19 protein-coding genes are annotated in these 17,973 nt (G+C 64.0%); 6 read left to right on the forward strand and 13 right to left on the reverse strand.

From position 1 onward, the window contains the following. Nucleotides 1–252 precede the first annotated feature (252 nt). Together V9K93_RS13275 and V9K93_RS13280 are read right to left on the reverse strand one after the other, a co-directional pair. Nucleotides 253–636, reverse strand: coding sequence for a hypothetical protein (locus tag V9K93_RS13275; RefSeq protein ID WP_337302686.1), 384 nt, complete (start codon nt 634–636; stop codon nt 253–255). A gap of 511 nt (nt 637–1,147) precedes the next feature. After that, nucleotides 1,148–3,901, reverse strand: coding sequence for a UvrD-helicase domain-containing protein (locus V9K93_RS13280; protein WP_337302687.1), 2,754 nt, complete (start codon nt 3,899–3,901; stop codon nt 1,148–1,150). A 178-nt stretch (nt 3,902–4,079) separates the two neighbouring features. On the opposite strand from V9K93_RS13280, the gene V9K93_RS13285 reads away from it, so the two are divergent. Further along, nucleotides 4,080–4,289, forward strand: a complete 210-nt coding sequence (locus tag V9K93_RS13285) for a hypothetical protein (RefSeq protein WP_253078526.1) — start codon at nt 4,080–4,082, stop codon at nt 4,287–4,289. A 69-nt stretch (nt 4,290–4,358) separates the two neighbouring features. Here the strand turns inward: V9K93_RS13285 and V9K93_RS13290 are convergent, their stop codons facing one another. Both V9K93_RS13290 and acuI read right to left on the reverse strand, forming a co-directional pair. Further along, nucleotides 4,359–4,691 (reverse strand): hypothetical protein, encoded by a 333-nt coding sequence (locus V9K93_RS13290; protein ID WP_248298424.1) that lies wholly within the window; start codon nt 4,689–4,691, stop codon nt 4,359–4,361. A gap of 116 nt (nt 4,692–4,807) precedes the next feature. Then, entirely contained in the window at nt 4,808–5,797 is a 990-nt protein-coding gene (acuI, locus tag V9K93_RS13295; RefSeq protein WP_337302688.1) for an acrylyl-CoA reductase (NADPH), read from the reverse strand. A gap of 102 nt (nt 5,798–5,899) precedes the next feature. Here acuI and V9K93_RS13300 point away from each other — a divergent pair, with 102 nt between their 5' ends. The 4 genes from V9K93_RS13300 to V9K93_RS13315 all read left to right on the forward strand — a co-directional run bounded on the left by V9K93_RS13300 (nt 5,900) and on the right by V9K93_RS13315 (nt 9,215). Beyond that, nucleotides 5,900–6,247 carry a winged helix-turn-helix transcriptional regulator gene (locus V9K93_RS13300; RefSeq protein WP_337302689.1) on the forward strand — a complete coding sequence of 116 codons (348 nt, stop codon included), beginning with the start codon at nt 5,900–5,902 and terminating at the stop codon, nt 6,245–6,247. A 197-nt stretch (nt 6,248–6,444) separates the two neighbouring features. Beyond that, on the forward strand, nt 6,445–7,308 hold the full coding sequence (locus V9K93_RS13305) for a Smlt3025 familytype IV secretion system inhibitor (RefSeq protein WP_337302690.1): 864 nt from the start codon (nt 6,445–6,447) through the stop codon (nt 7,306–7,308). Nucleotides 7,309–7,339: 31 nt separating this feature from the next. Continuing rightward, nucleotides 7,340–8,665, forward strand: a complete 1,326-nt coding sequence (locus V9K93_RS13310; protein ID WP_337302691.1) for a Smlt3024 family type IV secretion system effector — start codon at nt 7,340–7,342, stop codon at nt 8,663–8,665. A 94-nt stretch (nt 8,666–8,759) separates the two neighbouring features. Continuing rightward, the gene (locus V9K93_RS13315; protein ID WP_337302692.1) at nt 8,760–9,215 is read left to right on the forward strand and encodes a hypothetical protein; all 456 of its coding nucleotides are present in this window, start codon (nt 8,760–8,762) and stop codon (nt 9,213–9,215) included. Between the two features lie 177 nt (nt 9,216–9,392). Here V9K93_RS13315 and V9K93_RS13320 read toward each other — a convergent pair whose 3' ends face one another. From V9K93_RS13320 to V9K93_RS13350, 7 genes are all read right to left on the reverse strand, one after another. After that, entirely contained in the window at nt 9,393–9,770 is a 378-nt protein-coding gene (locus V9K93_RS13320) for an EF-hand domain-containing protein (protein ID WP_136638218.1), read from the reverse strand. Nucleotides 9,771–9,800: 30 nt separating this feature from the next. Next, nucleotides 9,801–10,187: a hypothetical protein gene (locus V9K93_RS13325; protein WP_046986712.1), complete on the reverse strand. Its 387-nt coding sequence runs from the start codon at nt 10,185–10,187 to the stop codon at nt 9,801–9,803. 91 nt (nt 10,188–10,278) lie between these two features. Further along, nucleotides 10,279–12,249: a MacB family efflux pump subunit gene (locus V9K93_RS13330; RefSeq protein WP_337302693.1), complete on the reverse strand. Its 1,971-nt coding sequence runs from the start codon at nt 12,247–12,249 to the stop codon at nt 10,279–10,281. Next, nucleotides 12,246–13,436 (reverse strand): efflux RND transporter periplasmic adaptor subunit, encoded by a 1,191-nt coding sequence (locus V9K93_RS13335; RefSeq protein WP_337302694.1) that lies wholly within the window; start codon nt 13,434–13,436, stop codon nt 12,246–12,248. The genes V9K93_RS13330 and V9K93_RS13335 overlap by 4 nt, the downstream gene beginning before the upstream one ends. 135 nt (nt 13,437–13,571) lie before the next feature. Further along, the gene (locus V9K93_RS13340; RefSeq protein WP_337302695.1) at nt 13,572–14,021 is read right to left on the reverse strand and encodes a hypothetical protein; all 450 of its coding nucleotides are present in this window, start codon (nt 14,019–14,021) and stop codon (nt 13,572–13,574) included. Between the two features lie 290 nt (nt 14,022–14,311). Then, nucleotides 14,312–15,661, reverse strand: coding sequence for a sensor histidine kinase (locus V9K93_RS13345; protein WP_337302696.1), 1,350 nt, complete (start codon nt 15,659–15,661; stop codon nt 14,312–14,314). After that, the gene (locus V9K93_RS13350) at nt 15,661–16,335 is read right to left on the reverse strand and encodes a response regulator transcription factor (RefSeq protein ID WP_136638213.1); all 675 of its coding nucleotides are present in this window, start codon (nt 16,333–16,335) and stop codon (nt 15,661–15,663) included. The genes V9K93_RS13345 and V9K93_RS13350 overlap by 1 nt, the downstream gene beginning before the upstream one ends. Nucleotides 16,336–16,549: 214 nt before the next feature. On the opposite strand from V9K93_RS13350, the gene V9K93_RS13355 reads away from it, so the two are divergent. Next, nucleotides 16,550–16,831 carry a hypothetical protein gene (locus tag V9K93_RS13355; RefSeq protein WP_046986707.1) on the forward strand — a complete coding sequence of 94 codons (282 nt, stop codon included), beginning with the start codon at nt 16,550–16,552 and terminating at the stop codon, nt 16,829–16,831. 77 nt (nt 16,832–16,908) lie between these two features. Here the strand turns inward: V9K93_RS13355 and V9K93_RS13360 are convergent, their stop codons facing one another. Together V9K93_RS13360 and V9K93_RS13365 are read right to left on the reverse strand one after the other, a co-directional pair. Then, nucleotides 16,909–17,379, reverse strand: a complete 471-nt coding sequence (locus V9K93_RS13360) for an outer membrane lipoprotein (RefSeq protein ID WP_046986706.1) — start codon at nt 17,377–17,379, stop codon at nt 16,909–16,911. Continuing rightward, entirely contained in the window at nt 17,376–17,942 is a 567-nt protein-coding gene (locus V9K93_RS13365; protein WP_046986705.1) for a putative periplasmic lipoprotein, read from the reverse strand. Before V9K93_RS13365 ends, V9K93_RS13360 begins: the two co-directional genes overlap by 4 nt. Nucleotides 17,943–17,973 lie beyond the last annotated feature (31 nt).

Raw genomic sequence — 17,973 nt, forward strand, 5'->3', positions numbered from 1 at the left:
CTTTTGATCATTCTTCACGGCTTGGCCGTGATGGACGGAGCGCTGATTGGGCCTGGTCCCTGCAGGCCCCACTGTGGATTGTATGCGGCAGTTATCGACTTCATTGGGCAATCGAACTACAACTTGCTAAGGGGGGTTGCCGGAATCGTTGCCGGGCTGATCTTTATTTATACGTCCATCTTTATCCTCGGAAGAGACGGATCAAAAAAAAAGAAGAAGCGTCCCAGAAAGAGGCGGTAAGGTCGCGGGCTATCATTCGAACGCGTGGCGCTGCTTCGTCGGCGGGACTTCGACTGCATCGCCGCGTCGGATCAAGTCATCCAGATCCATTGCCCATGCGGCAAGTGCGTCCTTCGAAGCGAAGTCCCACTTGTCCCTGAACTCCCATGCAGGAAGATCGCAGACCGCCCTGGCCTGATGGTAGGTATAGTCCTTTCTCTCGTTCTGCTTCGGCGCATCACGATGGATTTGGCACAGCGCGAGCCGGTGCGCATCCTCCGCGCACCTTGCCCGGAGTGATGCCATAGAAACCTGAGAGGGCTTGAATCTTCCGCGGGTTCGAATCCCTCTCTCCGCCAGGATGTTCAGAAGAGCCTCTGGAGACAGGCGCTCTTCTCTTTCTTCAGTCCATGCCATCTACCCGGGTACGAGCAGTCGAGGCATGGCGGCTTTGATGGAGTAAACCGAGACCGGCAACGATGGAAGCAGCCAAGGTTGCGATGAAGGGGGAGAAGTTGGAACTCGTCATGGCCCGTAGCGGCGAAGGCAACGTGGACCAGCGCGGTGCCGGCGCCTACGGCTCCGCAAGGACGCGCATAGGCCCTTGCGGAGGGTTTTGGCCAGTATCATCTGACGGTAGCCAGGACGCCGACGGCGAGTAGGTTGAAATGCCAGAAGACCCTGGGTGCCGCGGTAAATGGGGTCAACCATTAAACGTTGGCGAAGTCTAGCAGTCGGTGTGGGCGGCTGACGTCCGGTCGAAGCGACGCCGCTCACAGCGGGATTTTGTGCTCACCCGGCGCCTTCATAATGCGAACTGGAACTGTCCATGTCACGACGTCCAGCTCCATCCCTCCAGGCAGGCCGCCCGAGGTCATTCCGATCTGGGCAATTACAGGTCTTTTGGATTCCAAGGCCGCGTATGCACCTACCCGCGACGCCCAACCATCGGCTTGTTATGGCACAACGGATAACTGGAGCACGACCTGAAAGCCCCATGCGGTCCATTCCGTTCCACAAATACCCCCACCTTGCACACCGGGCAGCGCTCTTCCGAAATTGCCGCGCCTGATATCGCTGTCACTTCCACAGCCCCGTCCCTCACCAGCTCATCCAGGAACGGCGAGTGCTTCCCCTGCAGGGTGAACATAGCCACCGAGCGTCGCGCACGCGTCAGCGCGACATAGAACAACCGCCGCTCTTCGCTCAATGGGTAGGTATCCCCATCCGGCATCGCCAGCGAAAGCACCGGGTCATCCGCGCGCAGGCTCGGAAAGCTGCGGTTGACCATGCCCGGCAGAACAACGTAGTCCGCCTCGCGTCCCTTCGACCGATGGACCGTGAGGAACTCCACGTCCATCGTGCTGCCGAAGGCGGTCTTCCAATCCGAAGGCATCGCGCTGCGATCGGCGCGGTAGCGCCCCAGGATGAAGACCGTCACGCGTCCGTTGCGCCCTTGTGGCACCGCCCCGGACAACAACTGCTGATGCAGCGTGGCGAGGTACTGGCGAACGCCATCCTGCACCTCCTCACGCCGATTCATCTGGAACGCCTGCAGCACTGGGCCAATGGCCGGTGCTGCAGAACGAACCTCCTTGCCAATCTGCGCCGGGTTCCTGCTGACGAAGTGGCTGGAGGCATCGCAGAGCGCTTGAGGGCAGCGGAATGTCTGCTCGAGCATCAGCACCTGGCCGTGTCCCATCCACTCGCGGAATCCGGTCATCACCGAAACGTCGGCACCGGCGAAGCGGTTGATCGACTGCCAGTCGTCGCCCACTGCAAACAGATAGCGACCGGGGCGGCTGACCAATGCACGGCAGAGTCGGGCACGGGCGCGTGAGGCGTCCTGGAATTCGTCGGCCATCACCAGTTCGTAGGGTGATTCATAGTGGCCCTGTTCAAGCAGGCCGGCCGCCATGTTGAGCATGTCCTCGAAGTCGATGCTGCGCTCGTCAGCCAGCGCACTGTCCCAGGCCTGGAAAACCGGCCCGGCGATCTCCAGGAAGCGCCGGTAGCGTTCCTTGAACTGATCCTCGGGCATCCGCCGCAGGCGCGCCGCCATATCGTCCAGCGTCAGGCAGTTACTCTTGGCATGCGCAATGAAGGTTCGCATCAGGCCGATCAGGTCCGCATCGGGCATCGGCTTGGCGCCCTGGTCGGGCAGCTCGCGGTCCGGGTTCGGGTCGAGTTCGATGTCAGACTCGCCGAGCTTCTCTGCGAGGTCCAGCAGGGCATGTCCGCTGCGCAGGCCAAAGGAGGTCGTCTCGACAAGGGCCGTGCCGCGCGCTGCATGCTGCTGGCGCTTCCAGCGCATGCCTTCGAGATAGTCGGAAACGTGCTCCGGCGGCTGGCCATCAGCATCCAGCGCAAAGTGCTCGTGATACAGCCCTGCGTCCGGGTAATGGAAGGCGGGGCGATACTGGCGATGGGTGTCGGTCGCCGCATCAAATTCGTAGCGTCGCTCGTAGTCGTACGTCACGCCGTTGTAGAAAAGCCAGTCGGCGATCACGCACTCTTCCAGGCTCTTCACCCGTTCCCCCTGCAGGGTACGGATGTAGGGCGTGCCATCGCGGTCGTAGCCGTCGGCCTCCATTTCCGCGCCGAATGGCGGCAGGTCGCGCCCGAACACCAGACGGAACATGTCCCATTGGGTGCGGAAGTGGGTCGAGCGATCCTTCAGGTCGTCCACCAGTTCGGCCAGCTTGTTGAAGCCCAGCGTTGCGTCGATCGCCCATTCGGGGATATCAGGCTTGCGTCCGGTGGCCTTGGCGACGATGGCCAGGCCGAGTGCATGGAAGGTCCGTGCCTCGATTGCGATATCGCCCATGCCCAACCGGTCGAAGGAACGCTGTGCGCGCTCTTCAAGCTCCCTGGCGGCATCCTTGTTGAAGGCGAGCATCACGATCCGCTCGGGTTCGACAAAGCCGCGATCAATGGCGTAAGCGGCCTTGGCGACCATCGTGGAGGTCTTGCCGGAGCCGGCTGCGGCCACGACCTGCACGCGGTTGTCGAAGCAGATGACGGCGCGGGCCTGTTCCTCGGTCAGTGGTTTGCTCTCGACCCTGTCCAGGAAGTCCTTGGCCAGCACCAACTCACGCGTTGCCATGGTCGCGTTGGCCTCGGCCCACACGGCAGGCCAATCCAGCTGCCAGTCGTGCAGGGCGTCCAGCACTGCACGGTGGCTGGGCGAATGCAGGTCCTGGTGCACATTCTCATCGAGGAACAGTTGTTCCAGCTCGCGTGGCGGGATCGGCAGGGTGGGGCGACCGGCCAGCAGTGCCTGCTGTTGTTCGTGCGTGATCCAGCGGCGGCCGGTGCTGCTCCGGTCGATGAGGGCGTCTGCTTCGGCGAGCCATGACTGGATCTGCTCCAGGAGGGTCTCAAAGAGGGCCTTGCGCCCGCGCGTCGTGCGCGCGAAACGCACATGCTGCAAGGCAGCCGCGAGCCGGGAGGCCTGGCCGTTGGGCAGTCCATACATGGTCAGAACGCCGTCGCCCTGGGTCTGCAGCACGACCCTGGCCCAGAAGAGTCCGGGAACGACCTGCACGCGCTCGTCGTCAGCCGCGTGCTGCCGGTACTGCTTGCCGCCGATCGTGAGCTCGACGTGCTCACCATCAAGCTTCAGCCGCCAATCTGGTGAGCGGGTAAGAAGTCGACCCCAGCCCGAGGGGTGCCAATCCATAGACATCCAGTTACTGCCTTGCGTACGTCAATTGGGCTTGCAGAGCCCTTACGCCTCCATGATAAGGGGCGTTGACGACGCATGTGGCCTTTCGCTTCATGGCCGGCCATGCGACCGGTTTCATTGACGTTCGTGAAGGCGGTTGCCAGCATGACGCCTGTGGATATGGGCGCCGATCATGGAAATCGACTGGAACAGCGTGGGTACCTTGAAGCACTCCGTGGGCGGCTACGATATCCGCACGGATGCACTGAAGATTCTGGTGACCGCTGCAATGCAGGGGCACGAGGGTGATGTCTCGCAGATGCGCATCGAGATGGAAGATGGCATCGTCCTTCCGCCAGACGAGATCAGGCGGCTGGCACTGGCGCGGAGTCGCATCCGCTAGCCGCGCCGATCGGCACTGGACCTGGCCCCTCTGCGGCAGCTCCAGGTGCCAGCACCTGCCAGCATGGAATCACTCGTAGACGCGGTCCTGCCTCGTTGGAGGCACCTCAACCAGGTCTCCCCGCCGGATCAGCTCATCCAGATCCACTGCCGATGCTGCCAATGCCTCCTGCGCATCGAAATCCCATTTGTTCCTGTACTCACGCGCCAGAAGATCGCATACCGCCTTGGCTCGCTGGTAAGCATCGTTCTTCGCGTCATCCTGCATCAGCTCATCGCGATGGATCTGGCAGAGCATCAGCTGGTGCGCGTCTTCACCGCGCTCGCGCTCCCAGGCAATGTCGGCCAGGCCGGAAAGGGCGGTGGCAAGTGCAAGTGCAGTCATTGACATGGCGGTGTCCACAGTCGGCGGAAACCTGAGCGTATGCGAGCAGCAGTGGCAAGCGGCCACTGACGCTCGCATGGTTTCACGGCGTGTTCACCATTCGTTGCCGGATGGACTCCGCTGGGGAGGCTTCCTCAGGCATTCACATCCACGACAATCCGCCCACGCACCTTGCCCGGAATGATCTGCTCGTAGACCTCAAGCACGTCGGCAAGCCCAATCAGCTGCACCGTGCTTTCAAGCTTCTGCGGATCCAGGTCGGTGGCAAGCCGGTCCCAGGCACGCTGGCGAACGTCCTGCGGCGCATTCACCGAATCCACGCCCGCAAGGGTTACGTTGCGGAGAATGAAGGGCAGCACCGAGCCGTGCAGTGCATCGCTCTGCGCCAGTCCACAGGCGGCGACGGCACCGCGGTATTTCGTCTCGGCAATCGCGTTGACGAGGGTAGGGCCGCCAGCCACATCGACGACGCCGGCCCATCGTTCGGCGCTCACCGGACGGTCGCGCGGTTCTGCAAGCTGCGCGCGATCGATGATCTCGGCGGCGCCCAGGCTGTGCAGATACTCGGCGTGTTCCGGGCGCCCGGTAGCGGCCACAACGCGATAGCCCAGCTTTGAGAGAATTGCCACCGCAATCGAGCCGACGCCACCGTTGGCGCCGGTCACCAGCACATCACCCTTGTCGGGCGTCACGCCGGCTTGTTCCAGGGCCAGTACGCACAGCATGGCGGTATAGCCAGCGGTGCCGATGGCCATGGCGTCGCGGGTGCTCAAGTTGTCGGGAATCCTGTTGAGCCATTCGCCACGCACGCGGGCACGCTGTGCCAGGCCGCCATGGTGGCCCATGCTCAGGTCCCAGCCATTCAACACGACACGGTCACCGGGCTGGAAATCGGCATTGCTCGACTCCAGCACCACGCCGGAAAGGTCGATGCCGGGAATCAACGGGAAGGTGCGGATGACCGGGCGCGTATTGGTGAGGGCCAGTGCGTCCTTGTAGTTCAGCGTTGAATATTCAACCTGCACCAGCACGTCGCCGTCCATCAGGTTGGCGTCATCGAAATCGACCAGTTCCGTGGATACGCCGTCGTTCGTTTTGCGGGTCAGCAGTGCCTTGAAACTCATGGTGGGGGCTCACGTTCAGTGGATGAGCCCATGCTAGGCTCGCACCGTTATCGCAACAAGAACGATGATTTTCCGTAGGTACTATGGTTTTCCGGAGTATTCATGCGTAGCAAGCGTTGGGACGGCAAGAGCGGTTGCGCTGTGGAGGTCACGCTGTCGGTGATGGGTGGCGTGTGGAAGCCTGTCATCCTCTTTCACCTGATGTCCGGCAAGCGTCGCTTCATGGAACTGACGCGGCGGGTGCCCAATGCCACCCAGTCCATGCTCACCAGCCAGCTGCGTGAACTGCAAGCCGATGGCGTGGTGATCCGCCACGTGTACCCGGAAGTGCCGCCGAAGGTGGAGTACGAGCTTTCCGAGTTCGGGCGCACGCTGGTGCCGGTGCTGCTGGCGATGCGCGAGTGGGGTGAAACCTATCGCGGCCATAGAAGCACGGACAGCGACGGCTGAGACCTGAGGCGGAGCGCCGAGCGTCGTCGACATGGCCCGTGCTCCCCGCAGTGTCCTGGAGACCACGGCAATAGCCGCAGTACTGCAGGCAGCGCATGTGGAGCGCCGCCTCACTCGGTGAAGGGCTGCGAAGCGGTTCCTGTTCCATTGACGCCCGGTTGCCTATAGTGGCGCCGGAACCCTGCAATGGAATGCCCATGCACGTGATGTCTCCCGGCCGTTGCCTGACGCTCGCGCTTGCCGTCGTAGTGAATGCCGGCGCGTGTGCACGTCCGCCGTCCACCGAACACGAAAGGAATCCCGCCATGTCCGGCGCAACCCAGACCGGCCGCACGATCAACGGTCACACCTATACCGATGCCCCCGTGGACGTGAAGCTGGGGCCGAACACCTTCCGCATTCCGGCCAACTACCTGGACAGCCAGATCGCACCGTGGCCTGGCGAGGGCGTGACGCTGGTCATCGAGTGGCCGGACATGAAGCCGACACTGCCAGGTGCCCGGGCCAATCCGCGTACGAATGATTTCCGTAAGGAGATTCCCATTCGGATCAACTACGTTGATCGCGTTCCCGTCGAAACACTGCTTTCAAGGCTGTCGTCAAATGAAGCCGTCACGGAAGAGGATTCTGTGGAAAGGGAGGATCCCAGGGATCGTCTCGATCAACGCGTTGCACAGCCGGAGACCTTGGGGCTGACGCCCTATGCAATCGACGAAGCGAAGATGGTGGTGTACGCGAAGAAGTATGAGGCGCGGTACGGGAAGCCGCCTGTCCGCAATCCCGCCTACGAGAGAGACTGGTACATCGCACGCCAGGCCGACGGCCGGATCAGCTCGTTTATCAAATGTGACGGCAAGGAATTCCGACGCGACGGCGTGCGGCTGGAGGGAAGCGAGGTGATCAGTGAGCCAGGAGAAGTGGCAGCCGGCTGCGTTCATTATTTCGTGGACATCGACAACAAGCTGTCCGTCAGCCTGGACTACAAGAGAGCGTTTCTGAAGGACTGGAGGCGTATGGAAGAGGTTGTCAGGGATGTCATCGCGCGCACCCGGTCCCAGTGATCGGTGAATCAAGGAAGAGAAGGGACAGGGTATGAGTGGATTGACCGAACGCGATCTCAGAGTCCTTGGCAGCTATGCCAGAGACGGCAACCGCGAGCTTTACTGGAACTACCTGTCGCAGCTGCCGGGAGCCGATGGCTACGGGACGCTGGCACTGGGTGTTGTACGCAATGACAGCCTTCCGGGACGTGTAGCGAACACCTATGCACAGAACTACGCGAAGACCCAACAGGATGAGGGATCGCGTTTCTCAAATGCACAGTTGACCGAGCGGCAGTGGGAGTCCTTTGGGCAGACCCTGCTCGAAAGAGATCTTGAATTGCGGCAGCAGTGGATGAACGAGCGCCGTCCAGACCTGGCACTGAATCTTCCCGGCAAGGATGTGATGCTGGCCCACGATCGGGCATTTGAACGGCATGAGCTTGATCCCAACTGCTGGACGCCGCGCGTGCTGCTGCAGGCGGCTGAGCAGAAGAGCGGCCCTGCGAAGCTGGAGCAGATCTGGACCAACATGCTCAACAACGACTACGCCGGAGGCCCGCGCGTAGGCAACACCAGCGTTGATGCCATCAGCCAGATGGGATGGGCGAAGGGCGGGCAGTACCTGGCCCGGTTGAGCGTGCTGGAAGCCACCCAGACACTAGAGGGCCGCTCAGCGGTCGATCCGAACGTCATCGGCGGCAACAGCTACTACGCGATGTACTTCGAAGCCGACAGGAAATGGGCCAGCGTCAGTGCAGGCGGCGGCCACATGTCGCTGCGCGAGATCACCGATCCCGCCCGTATCGCCGAACTCAACGACGCCCGCGAGGTTCGTCTGGAACGGCAGGAGAAGCTTACCCAGTTCCACCCGGACGACCCATACCGGACCATTACCCGCAGCCCGCTTACCGCAGCCGTGGACGACGTGCCGGATCCCTCGCAGGCACCGACCCGTCTGGCCGACATTGGTCCTGGCCACCGTGAGTACGCATTGATGCAGCAGGTGCGCGAAGGCGTGGCCGCGATCGATGCCAGCGCCGGGCGTACTCATGATGAGAACAGTGAGCGCCTTGTGGCGAGCGTGATGGCATTGGCGCGTCGCAACCAGCTTGAACGCGCCGATCACGTGTTGCTGAGCGGGCAGACCACCGATCACCCGGCCGGCCGCAACGTGTTCGTGGTGCAGGGTGAGTTGAACGATCCGGCGCATCTGCGGACCTCCATGCCCACGGACAGGGCAGTGCAGACACCGGTCGAGCAGTCACTGCAGGCCCTGCAGGCCGTCGGTGCGGATCGTGGACAGGCACATGCGCAGCGCCAGCAGCAGGAGATCGATGTGCAGGCGCGCGACACGCCTGCCATGCGTATGGGCTAGGTTTCCGGCCTGCCCCAGCCCACCTCACGCGGTCTTTGCAACTCGGTGCGCGGGCATTGCTAAGTTCGCTTGGCATCCATCACAGGAACCTGCAATGACCCGGACGTCCCCGCTTGTCCTGCTTGGCCTCTGCCTTGCCCCGGCCCTGGCCTTCGCCCAATCCGACCGGCAGGTGGCCGAAGACATGGTGACCCGCGCGGCCAACGTCTGCCCTGGCCACAGCACCGAGCGCACTGCGCCTACGGTGAAGAGGGTGCCAGTGGGTGCGCTGCGCGTCATGCTCGACCGCGGCCTGGTGATGTGCCCGGACCGTCGCTTGGATGCCTCTGCACCCGCGGTGTTCTACGGCCGCATGGGTGTATTTGGCTGGAATCCGGAGGTGCCGGCGGCTGCGACCGTGGTCGTGGCGAAGATCGACCAGATGACCCGCAAGGATGAGTACCCGGTGGAGACGATGGTGTGGGACGCGAAGGGCACGGCGCTTACCCAGCAGACGGTGCCCTCGTTTGAGCCGCGCCCGGGTGCGGCGGTGCTGTACAAGGTGCGCTGAGCGCTGCGTGCTAGCTGGTAGATGCCCACCTTGGTGGGCGTTCTGGCCCTCGCGCGTGGTGATGGAGCCGTGCCCACCACGGTGGGCACCCACCAAAGCGATGCGACGTGGCATCCGGTAATGGCGCGCGATCAGGCGTTTTGCCCACCAGGGTGGGCAACTATCAATACCGAAGCGCTACTTGGCCGGTGCGTCTGCCGTCTGCGCGGCCACCATGGCCTGCTGCATTTCCTTCAGCGACAGATAGCCATCGCCATCAGTATCCAGCCCCGCGAAATACTTCGCGATTTCCGGCACCACAGCGGCTTCCTTCCTGCTGATCCTTCCGTCTTTGTCGGCATCCATTTCCTTGAACGCGGCGTCGATGGAGTCGGCCTGCTTGTTGAAGCGTGCCTGCTGGTACTTCGCGTACTCGGCCTTGTCGATGTGGCCATCGCCGTTGCTGTCCATGACGGCGAAGCTGGAGTCGATATAGGCCTGCTTCGGGTCGCCGCTGGCGGCGTGGCCGATCAGCGGTGTGGCACACAGGGCGATGATGAGAAGCGTCTTGTTCATGCGGTCGGTTCCTTCGCAATGCAGGGCAGGTCAGCGGCAGGGATAGCTGTAGCCATCCGAACCTCGGTAGGTGTCGCTGCGGCGGTCGTAGTTGCCGTAGCGGCTCATGCAGTAGTCGGCGCGCTCGCGAACCTCACGCTCGCGCTTGGCCGCGGCGGCGATCACGCCGGCCACCACCGCCGCGCCGACCACGCCCACCACCACGCGCTTGGCTTTGGCATCGTCGCGCCGGTCACGCTCACGTTCGCGTTCGCGGCGCTCCCATTCGTCGCGCTGGCGGTCCTGGTAGCCCCGGTCCCAGCCTGAGCGGTAGCCATCCCGGTTCTGTGCGTGAGCCTGGCCCGCATAGGGCAGCAGGACCAGCACTTGCAGTGCGGCACCCAGCAGCAACGCTGCACGTCCTGTCTTCTGAAACATCGTTCCGCTCCTGTGCGGCTGTGTCGGTGGTGCCAGTACAGCGCGCGGACATTGCGCGAACCTGTAGCCGTCTCCGCTGGACGCATTTCGTTCAGCGCACCAGCGCCTCCACCGGGTCCAGCTGTGCCGCACGGCGTGCCGGCAGGAAGCCGAAACCAATGCCGATCAGGCTGCTGCAGGCAAACGCGGCCAGAATCGAGGTTGTCGAGAACACGAGCGAGAAGCCGATGTCGGCCAGCGCCAGCACTCCCCCCAGCGCGAGTGCCACGCCGATACCCAGCACGCCACCGAGCAGGCAGACCAGCACCGATTCGATCAGGAACTGCTGCAGGATGTCGCTGCCGCGCGCGCCCACCGCCATGCGCACGCCGATCTCGCGGGTGCGCTCGGTCACTGAGACCAGCATGATGTTCATTACCCCGATACCGCCCACCACCAGTGCGATGGCGGCAATGGAGCTGATCATCAGCGTGAGGATACGGGTGGTCTGCTCGATCGAAGTGCGGATCTGTGCGTTGTTGCTCATGTAGAAGTCCTGCCGCCCGTGGCGGCGCTCCAGCAGCCGGCGGATGGAGGCTTCCGCGGCCTGCATGCCCACGGTATCGGACACGCGCACGGTGATGCTGGACACATGGCTCTGCCCCAACATGCGCGCCATGGCGGTGGTGTAGGGCACCCAGACCTGCAGCAACGAGGCATCGCCCACGGCGCCGGCCTCTTTCTTCACCACGCCCATCACCCGCACCGGAACATTGCCGAGCAGCAAGGTCTGGCCGATCGGGTCTTCCTGTGCGGTGAAGAACCGTTCGCGCGTATTGGCGTCGATCACCGCCACCTGCTGGTAGCCGGCGACGGCGGGCTGGTCAAAGAAGCGCCCTTGTCCCAGCTTCAGGCCGTGCACGCGGAAGTACTGCTCACTCACACCCTGCATCTGCACGTTGGCCGAGCGATTGCCACGCTGTGCGGTGCCGCTGCTGGCGACGCCGGGCGTGGCGCTGTCCACGAATGGTTGCCCGGCCAGCGCCGTGCTGTCGCCGGGCGTCAAGGTCTCGACCTGTGCGGCGTGCACATCGCCGAAGCCGGAGCCCGGATAGACCTCGATGGTGGTGGTGCCCAGCGAAGCGATATTGGACAGGATCGCCTGACGTGCGCCCGTGCCCAGGGCGACCACCGACACCACCGAGGCAATGCCGATGATGATCCCGAGCATGGTCAGGAAGGTGCGCATGCGGTGTGCGTTCATCGCGCGCAGGGCCATGCGGAAGGCTTCGCTGAAGCGGTCGCGCAGGGCCTGCCAGCCGGTGCCTTCGCTGCCTGCCTGCAGGCTGGCCGCGATGCTGCTGGCGGTGCCTGTCGCGGCAGCGGTGGGGCGATCGTCGACGATACGCCCATCGCGGATCTCGATGATGCGCTGCGCATGCCCGGCCACGGCCATGTCATGGGTGACCAGCACCACCGTATGGCCTTCGGCGTGCAGTTCGCCCAAGATCTTCATCACCTCCTTGCCGGACTGGGTGTCCAATGCGCCGGTGGGCTCATCGGCGAAAATCACTGCGCCGCCGTTCATCAGCGCGCGCGCGATCGACACGCGCTGCTGCTGCCCGCCGGAAAGCTCGCCGGGCAGATGCAGCATGCGTTCGCCCAGGCCCAGTCGCTGAAGCAGGGCCTGGGCGCGGGCATGGCGGTCGGCGCTGGGTTGGCCGGCGTAGATGGCCGGTACCTCCACGTTACCCAGCGCGGTCAGGTCGGTCAGCAGGTGGTAGCGCTGGAATATGAAACCAAAGTGCTCGCGGCGCAGCTCGGCCAGTTCGTCCGGTGCCATCTGCGCGGTCTCGCGACCGGCGATCTGATAGGCGCCGGACGAGGGTCGGTCCAGGCAGCCCAGAATGTTCATCAGGGTGGATTTGCCCGAACCGGACTGGCCGACGATGGCCACCAGCTCACCGGCGCGGATATCCAGATCGATGCCATCGAGCACGACCAGGGTCTGTTCGCCGGCCGCGAATTCGCGGCGGATGCCGCGCACGCGCAGCAGCGGTGCGTCCTTCTCTGCATCCATCATGGCTGTGCAGCGGCTGCGCCGGCAGCATCGCCGGACTGGACCAGTACTACCTGCTCACCTTGCTGCAGGCCACTGCGCACTTCCACGTTGATCTGGTCGTCCAGCCCGGTGGTGATGCGCCGCGGCGCAGGCTGGCCATCCGCGCCGCGTACCTGCACGCTGTAGCTGCCATCGGCGGCACGCGCACCCAGTGCGGCCGAGGGAATGGTCAGCACGCCCTTGGCACGCCCCAGAACGATGCGCACCTGTGCCGTCATGTAGCTGCGCAGACGGCCATCAGCGTTGTCCACGTCGAACTGACCGTTGAAGTACATGGCCGTGCGGCTGGCGCCCACCGAAGTGCTGGCGGGCGCGAAGCCGGAGGTGTCTTCGTTGGTGATCGAGTCGGGGGCCGGTGCGATGTCGCGCAGCGTGCTGCTGTAGCGTCGGTCGCTGTCGCCCAGGATGGTGAAGAACGCCTCCTGTCCCAGTGCGGTGTGGACCACGTCGGCCTCGGAGATTTCGGCGTAGACGGTCATCACGTCCTGGTTGCCGAGCATCACGATGGTCGGTGCGCTCTGTACCGCATTGACTGTCTGGCCCTGTCGCGCGACCACGGCCAGCACGGTGCCATCGGTGGGCGCAGTGATGCGGGTGTAGCCCAGGTTGGTCTGTGCCACATCCACATCGGTCTGGCGCTGCACCACTTCGCCATCGAGTGCGGCGATCTGTTCACGGGTAGCATCGACCTTGGCCTTGGCCGCATCGTAGTCTGCGCGCGCGACCAGTTGCCTTGACACCAGAGCCTGCTGGCGTTGAAGGGTCAGCTGGTACTGGCGCAGGTCGGTGGCCAGCGCGTCGCGGTTGGCACGCGCGGTGCGCTGTGCCGCCTGCGCACTCAACAACGCGTTGCGCTGGGTGCGTGAATCGATATCGGCAATCGGATCGCCAGCTTTCACCTTGTCGCCCAGCTTTACATGCAAGGTCTCGATGCGGCCGGAGACCTGCGCGCCCACGCTCACCAGTCGCGAGGGCTTCAGTGTTCCGGTGGATTCCACGACCTGTTCGATGTTGCCGCGGGTGACCGGTGCCACCTGCAGTTGCGGTGGTGGCGCGGGCCAGAGCCACGCGAAGAGCACCAACAGGGTGCAGAGGACTGCAGCAGCAATGATCAGCACGCGGCGGCGGTTGTGCGGTGCGGCGCTCATCGGTACAGCATCCAGAAAAGACAGTGCATCGTGTGTCCTCGCGACAGATGGGATTGCACGCCGGCAGGGCAGGCGTGGATGGCCGTCGAGTCTCGATGCGCTGGATTGCGTGAACCTTGCGGTGGTGCGCCCGTTTCAGGAGGCAACGCCGAGCGTGAGCAGTGCCATCGCAATGAACTGGAGCACGCTGCCGAGCGCCAGCAGCGCATGGTGCAGGCGTTGTACCGCTGTGTGCAGGCTCGAAAGCTGGCATAGCGCGCCGACGACCAGCACGGCACATGCAGTAGCGGGCAGCTTCGCGGCAGCTGCGCTGATCGCGATGATCAGCAATGTTGCAGCAAACATCACGGCGGCCGCATATGCATGCAGGGTCTGCAGGAACTGAGGAACGGGGCGCGATGCAGCTCCCCGCCACACTGCCAGCATGTGCAGTGCGGCATGCACGACGACGAACACCACCACGGCGGTGGTCGTTGGGTGCGCGTGCCGATAGGCTGAGGCCACCAGCGCAAGGCCTGGGAGCAGCAGGAACAGGGCGGCGAACAGACGGATCAGCACGCCTGCCCGCTCGCGTTCGGGAATCATCCGCAGCCAGTGCGGCCAGTGTTCAAGCCCACGCGCGCGGCCTGCATGCGCGCGGCAGTTCCACGCTGCGGCGGTCAGGCTGGGCGCATTCCGAGGAGGCGTCGTTGGTGTGGAGGAGGGCGGTGGAGAAGCTCCCTGTGTCACATGCAGGCTTCCTGTCAGATCCGGACGCAGCACCTTCAGCGGTGCAACTCACCTGGATGCTGGGCAGAGAACATTGCCGCAACCTTGCGCATCAACCGCGGCGGATGCGCGTGGACAGCCGGTAGTCATACACTTGGGGGAAGCGCTCAGTGCGCCGGCGTCGATGCGCTGGTGACGCCTGGATGCAGGGGGAACTCGACGCGGATCAGGGCGCCGCCACTGGGTGCATCCAGAATCGTGACGTGGCCACCGTGGCGGTCGATCACCTGCCGCACCAGGTTCAAGCCCAATCCGGCGCCAGTCTGCCGGGGGCGCAGGCGCTGGAAGGGTTCGAACACGCGTTCGCGCTGGTCGACTGGAATGCCGGGGCCATCGTCTTCCACCTCAAGGCAGCTGCCCTGCACGCGCACGATGATGTGGCGTCCACCGTGCTCGGCGGCATTCAGCACCAGGTTGGAGAGCACCCGTTCGATGGCACCGGACTCGCCCAGCACCGGGAAGTTCGGTTCCACGGCCACGGCGACTGTCTTGTCGGACTGGATCAACAGTGGGGCCAGATCAGCGACGACCCGCTTGGCCACGCGGGCCAGGCTGAGGGAGTCCTTCGGCCCATCTGCTTCCATGCGGTGCAGGTCCAGCAGCTGCTCGGCCAGTGTTGCCAGCCGAGCGACCTCCACGGTCAGGCTACGCGAGGTGGAGTCGTCGGCCGCATCGATCTTCACCCGCAGGATGGCGATGGGTGTACGTAGCTCATGGGCGGCAGCGGCGATGAAGCGACGTTGCCGTTCGTGCCCTTCGTCCAGACGGTCAAGCGCTTCGTTCACCGCTGCAACCAGGGGGGCGATCTCGACCGGTACTGCGGTCTCCGTCAGGCGGATACCGCGGCGGCTGGCAGAGATGTTGCGGGCTTCCTGCGCGATGCGTTCCACACCGGCCAGCGCGCGGCGCACGATGATCGGGGTCAGGATGATAGTGGCCAGGCCCAGCAGCAGGAAGATCGGCAGGGTGATGATGTGTGCAGCCAGCGCCATCTGCCAGGTCAGCGAATCGGTTTCGCCATGGGCCATGATGGTCAGCTTGCCGGCCGGGCCGCTGTGCTGGCGTATCACCACGGCCAGGCCGTCGTTGCGGCCGCGTCCGCGCAGGTCGCCATAGGGAATTCCGTCCAGGGCGCCAACCAGCGACGCGTACGCTGGCGGGACATGGCCGAATGTCACATGGTGGCCCTGCTCATCCTCGGCGATGAACCACGCGCCGGGGACGATCTTCAGCAGCTCGGCCAGCTCCGGCGTGTGTTCCACATACAGTTCGCCCTTGCTGTCGCGGTGAACGGCCTCTGCCGCCACCGGGGCGAAGGTCTGGATGGTGTAGTAGCCGCCACTGTCAACACGCACCAGCACCATCAGCAGGGCGAAGAACGCCACCAGTAGCGCAAGCAGCTGGTAGATCAGTGTCTTGACGATCAGCGGGCGCTTGAGTGAGGGACGACGCGCCATTACTTCGTTTCCCGCATCAGATAGCCGACGCCGCGGATGGCATGGATTTCCACCCCCGCATCAGCGTCGGCCAGCTTGCGCCGCAAGCGTGAGACATGCGAGTCCAGCGTGTTTGAATGGATGCCGTCGTCGAAGCCGTACACTGCCATTTCAATGGACTCGCGCAGCACCGTGCGGCCCAGTCGACGGGTGAGGGCCGCCAGCACGCGGATCTCGCGCCGCGGAAGCTCCAGTCGCTGTCCGCCAACGCTGGCCTCGCCCGAGGCGGGATCGAACAGGAGCCGGCCGATGCTCACCGGCTCGACCTGCATGCCACTTGGCCGGCGCGCGGCCGCACGGATCCGCGCGAACAGCTCCTCCAGCGCGAACGGCTTGGCCAGGTAATCGTCGGCTCCCTCATCCAGGCCGGTGATGCGGTCCGGCAACTGTCCCAGCGCGCTCAGTACGATGATCGGCACTCCGGGGTTGCGCCCACGAAGCACCGGAATCAGGCCCAGCCCGTCACCATCGGGCAGAGTGCGGTCCAGCAGCACCAGGTCGTGTGGCCCGGAAAGTGCGGCTTCGCGAGCCAGTGCCAGGGTATTGGCCAGGTCCACCACATAGCGCTCGCGCTGCAAGGCAGACTTCAAGGTGGCAGCCAGTTCGGCTTCGTCTTCGATCAGCAGGATGTGCATCGGCGGGAATCGGGCGGGAAGGAGGGCGCAGGAGGGGGCTTCGGCACGCGCCGGCACCGTATTACAGGAACATTGCGTGAACATGGCGTGCCTTCAGGGCCTGCCGATGACGTCGAAACGCCGTTGCGGCGCGGGCCGCCGGACGCAAGGTTCGCGCAATCCGGGCACTCCAGCCTTGGCGCCCATTTGCTGATTCCCAACCCCTGGAGTACCCATGAAGTTGTTCATCCCGCTTTTGTTCGTTGCCGTTCTGGGCGGCTGCACCACCGCCAAGATGACCGTTACCCCCGACGGCCGGCGTGGCGTTTCCATCGACTGCAGCGGCTCCAGTTCCTGGAGTGGCTGCTACGAAAAGGCCGGGCAGATGTGCCCGGGTGGCTATGTTGTCTTCAGCAAGGATGGCGATGAAGGGAACGCCATCGCCGTGGGCAACAGGAACGGCTTCACCTCCACCCAGATGGCCACCCGCTCGATGCTGGTGTCCTGCTCGCACTGATGCCGGCAGGGGAGGTGGGTTACCACCTCCCTGGTGTCCAATGCAACGATGCCCCTCGGAAGGGGCATCGTTGGGGTTTACGGCGTTGTCTTCGCTTGACGCGGATCGGCAATGATGCGCGAGGGCGATCCATACAGAACCAGGACCCGCATGCCGGCACTGAACACCGGATCGGGGCCTTGCACGACGGTCATCAGATTGCCGTTCTCGGTCTGCACCACGTATTCCAGGCCCTTGGCCTGCGAAAGCGCGCGTTCGGAAGCCGCACCGGCAATCGCGCCCACCACCAGGCCGCCGATGGCACCGATGGCCGCAGCCTGATCGCTGCCACCGATGGTGGAGCCAGCCACACCGCCGGCGGCAGCTCCAGCAACGGCTCCACCTCCCTGCGAACCGTCAATACTGACGGCGCGAACGCTGATGACGGTACCGCTGACAGTCCGATTGACCTGTCCAACCGAGCCGATGGAATAGCTGTCGGTACGTACGTTGGGCGCGCAGGCCGTCAGCATCGCGGTAACCGATGCGGCCAGCAGCAGACGCTTCACGGTGCTTCCTGCTTGTTCGGGAACATCGGCTTGGACACGTCCACGGTTTCCAGGGCCTGCAGGAACTGGGCGATGTTGTTCTGTGCCGAGCGGCTGATCGATTCACGCGCCCGGACCACACCAGCGAAGGCATAGTTGAACGGCACTTCCCCCGATGCGCTGACATCCTGCGTATAGACGATGCCACCGGTTGCGCGGTCGATCAGCTCGTAGCGGGCGACCGTCTTGGTGGTCATCGAGGCGCCGAAGCTCGGAATGTCGATCGCCAGGATCTTCACCGACAGGCTCAGCTTCACCGGCGCGTCGTCGCGGAAGACGGCCATCTTGTTCAGCGCTTCGGTCAGCGCGTTCTGCCACATCTGCGGGACTTCGTGCTGGGCCTGGGCGGGAATCTTGCCCTTGGCCTCATCCGGACGTGCCAGCGTGACCGTCAGTGACTTCAGCTCGCCGTCGATCTTCTTGCTGCTGACCCCGACGTTCGGGACCGAGAAATTGAGCGGCGGATTGGTGGTGCAACCCACCAGCGACGCAGCGATGATCGCTGCGAACAGGAACTTCTTCATCCATTTTCCCCTGTGATTGCGTTGGAACATC

The sequence above is a fragment of the Stenotrophomonas sp. CCNWLW162 genome (genome assembly GCF_037203745.1).
Taxonomy (GTDB): domain Bacteria; phylum Pseudomonadota; class Gammaproteobacteria; order Xanthomonadales; family Xanthomonadaceae; genus Stenotrophomonas; species Stenotrophomonas maltophilia_AQ.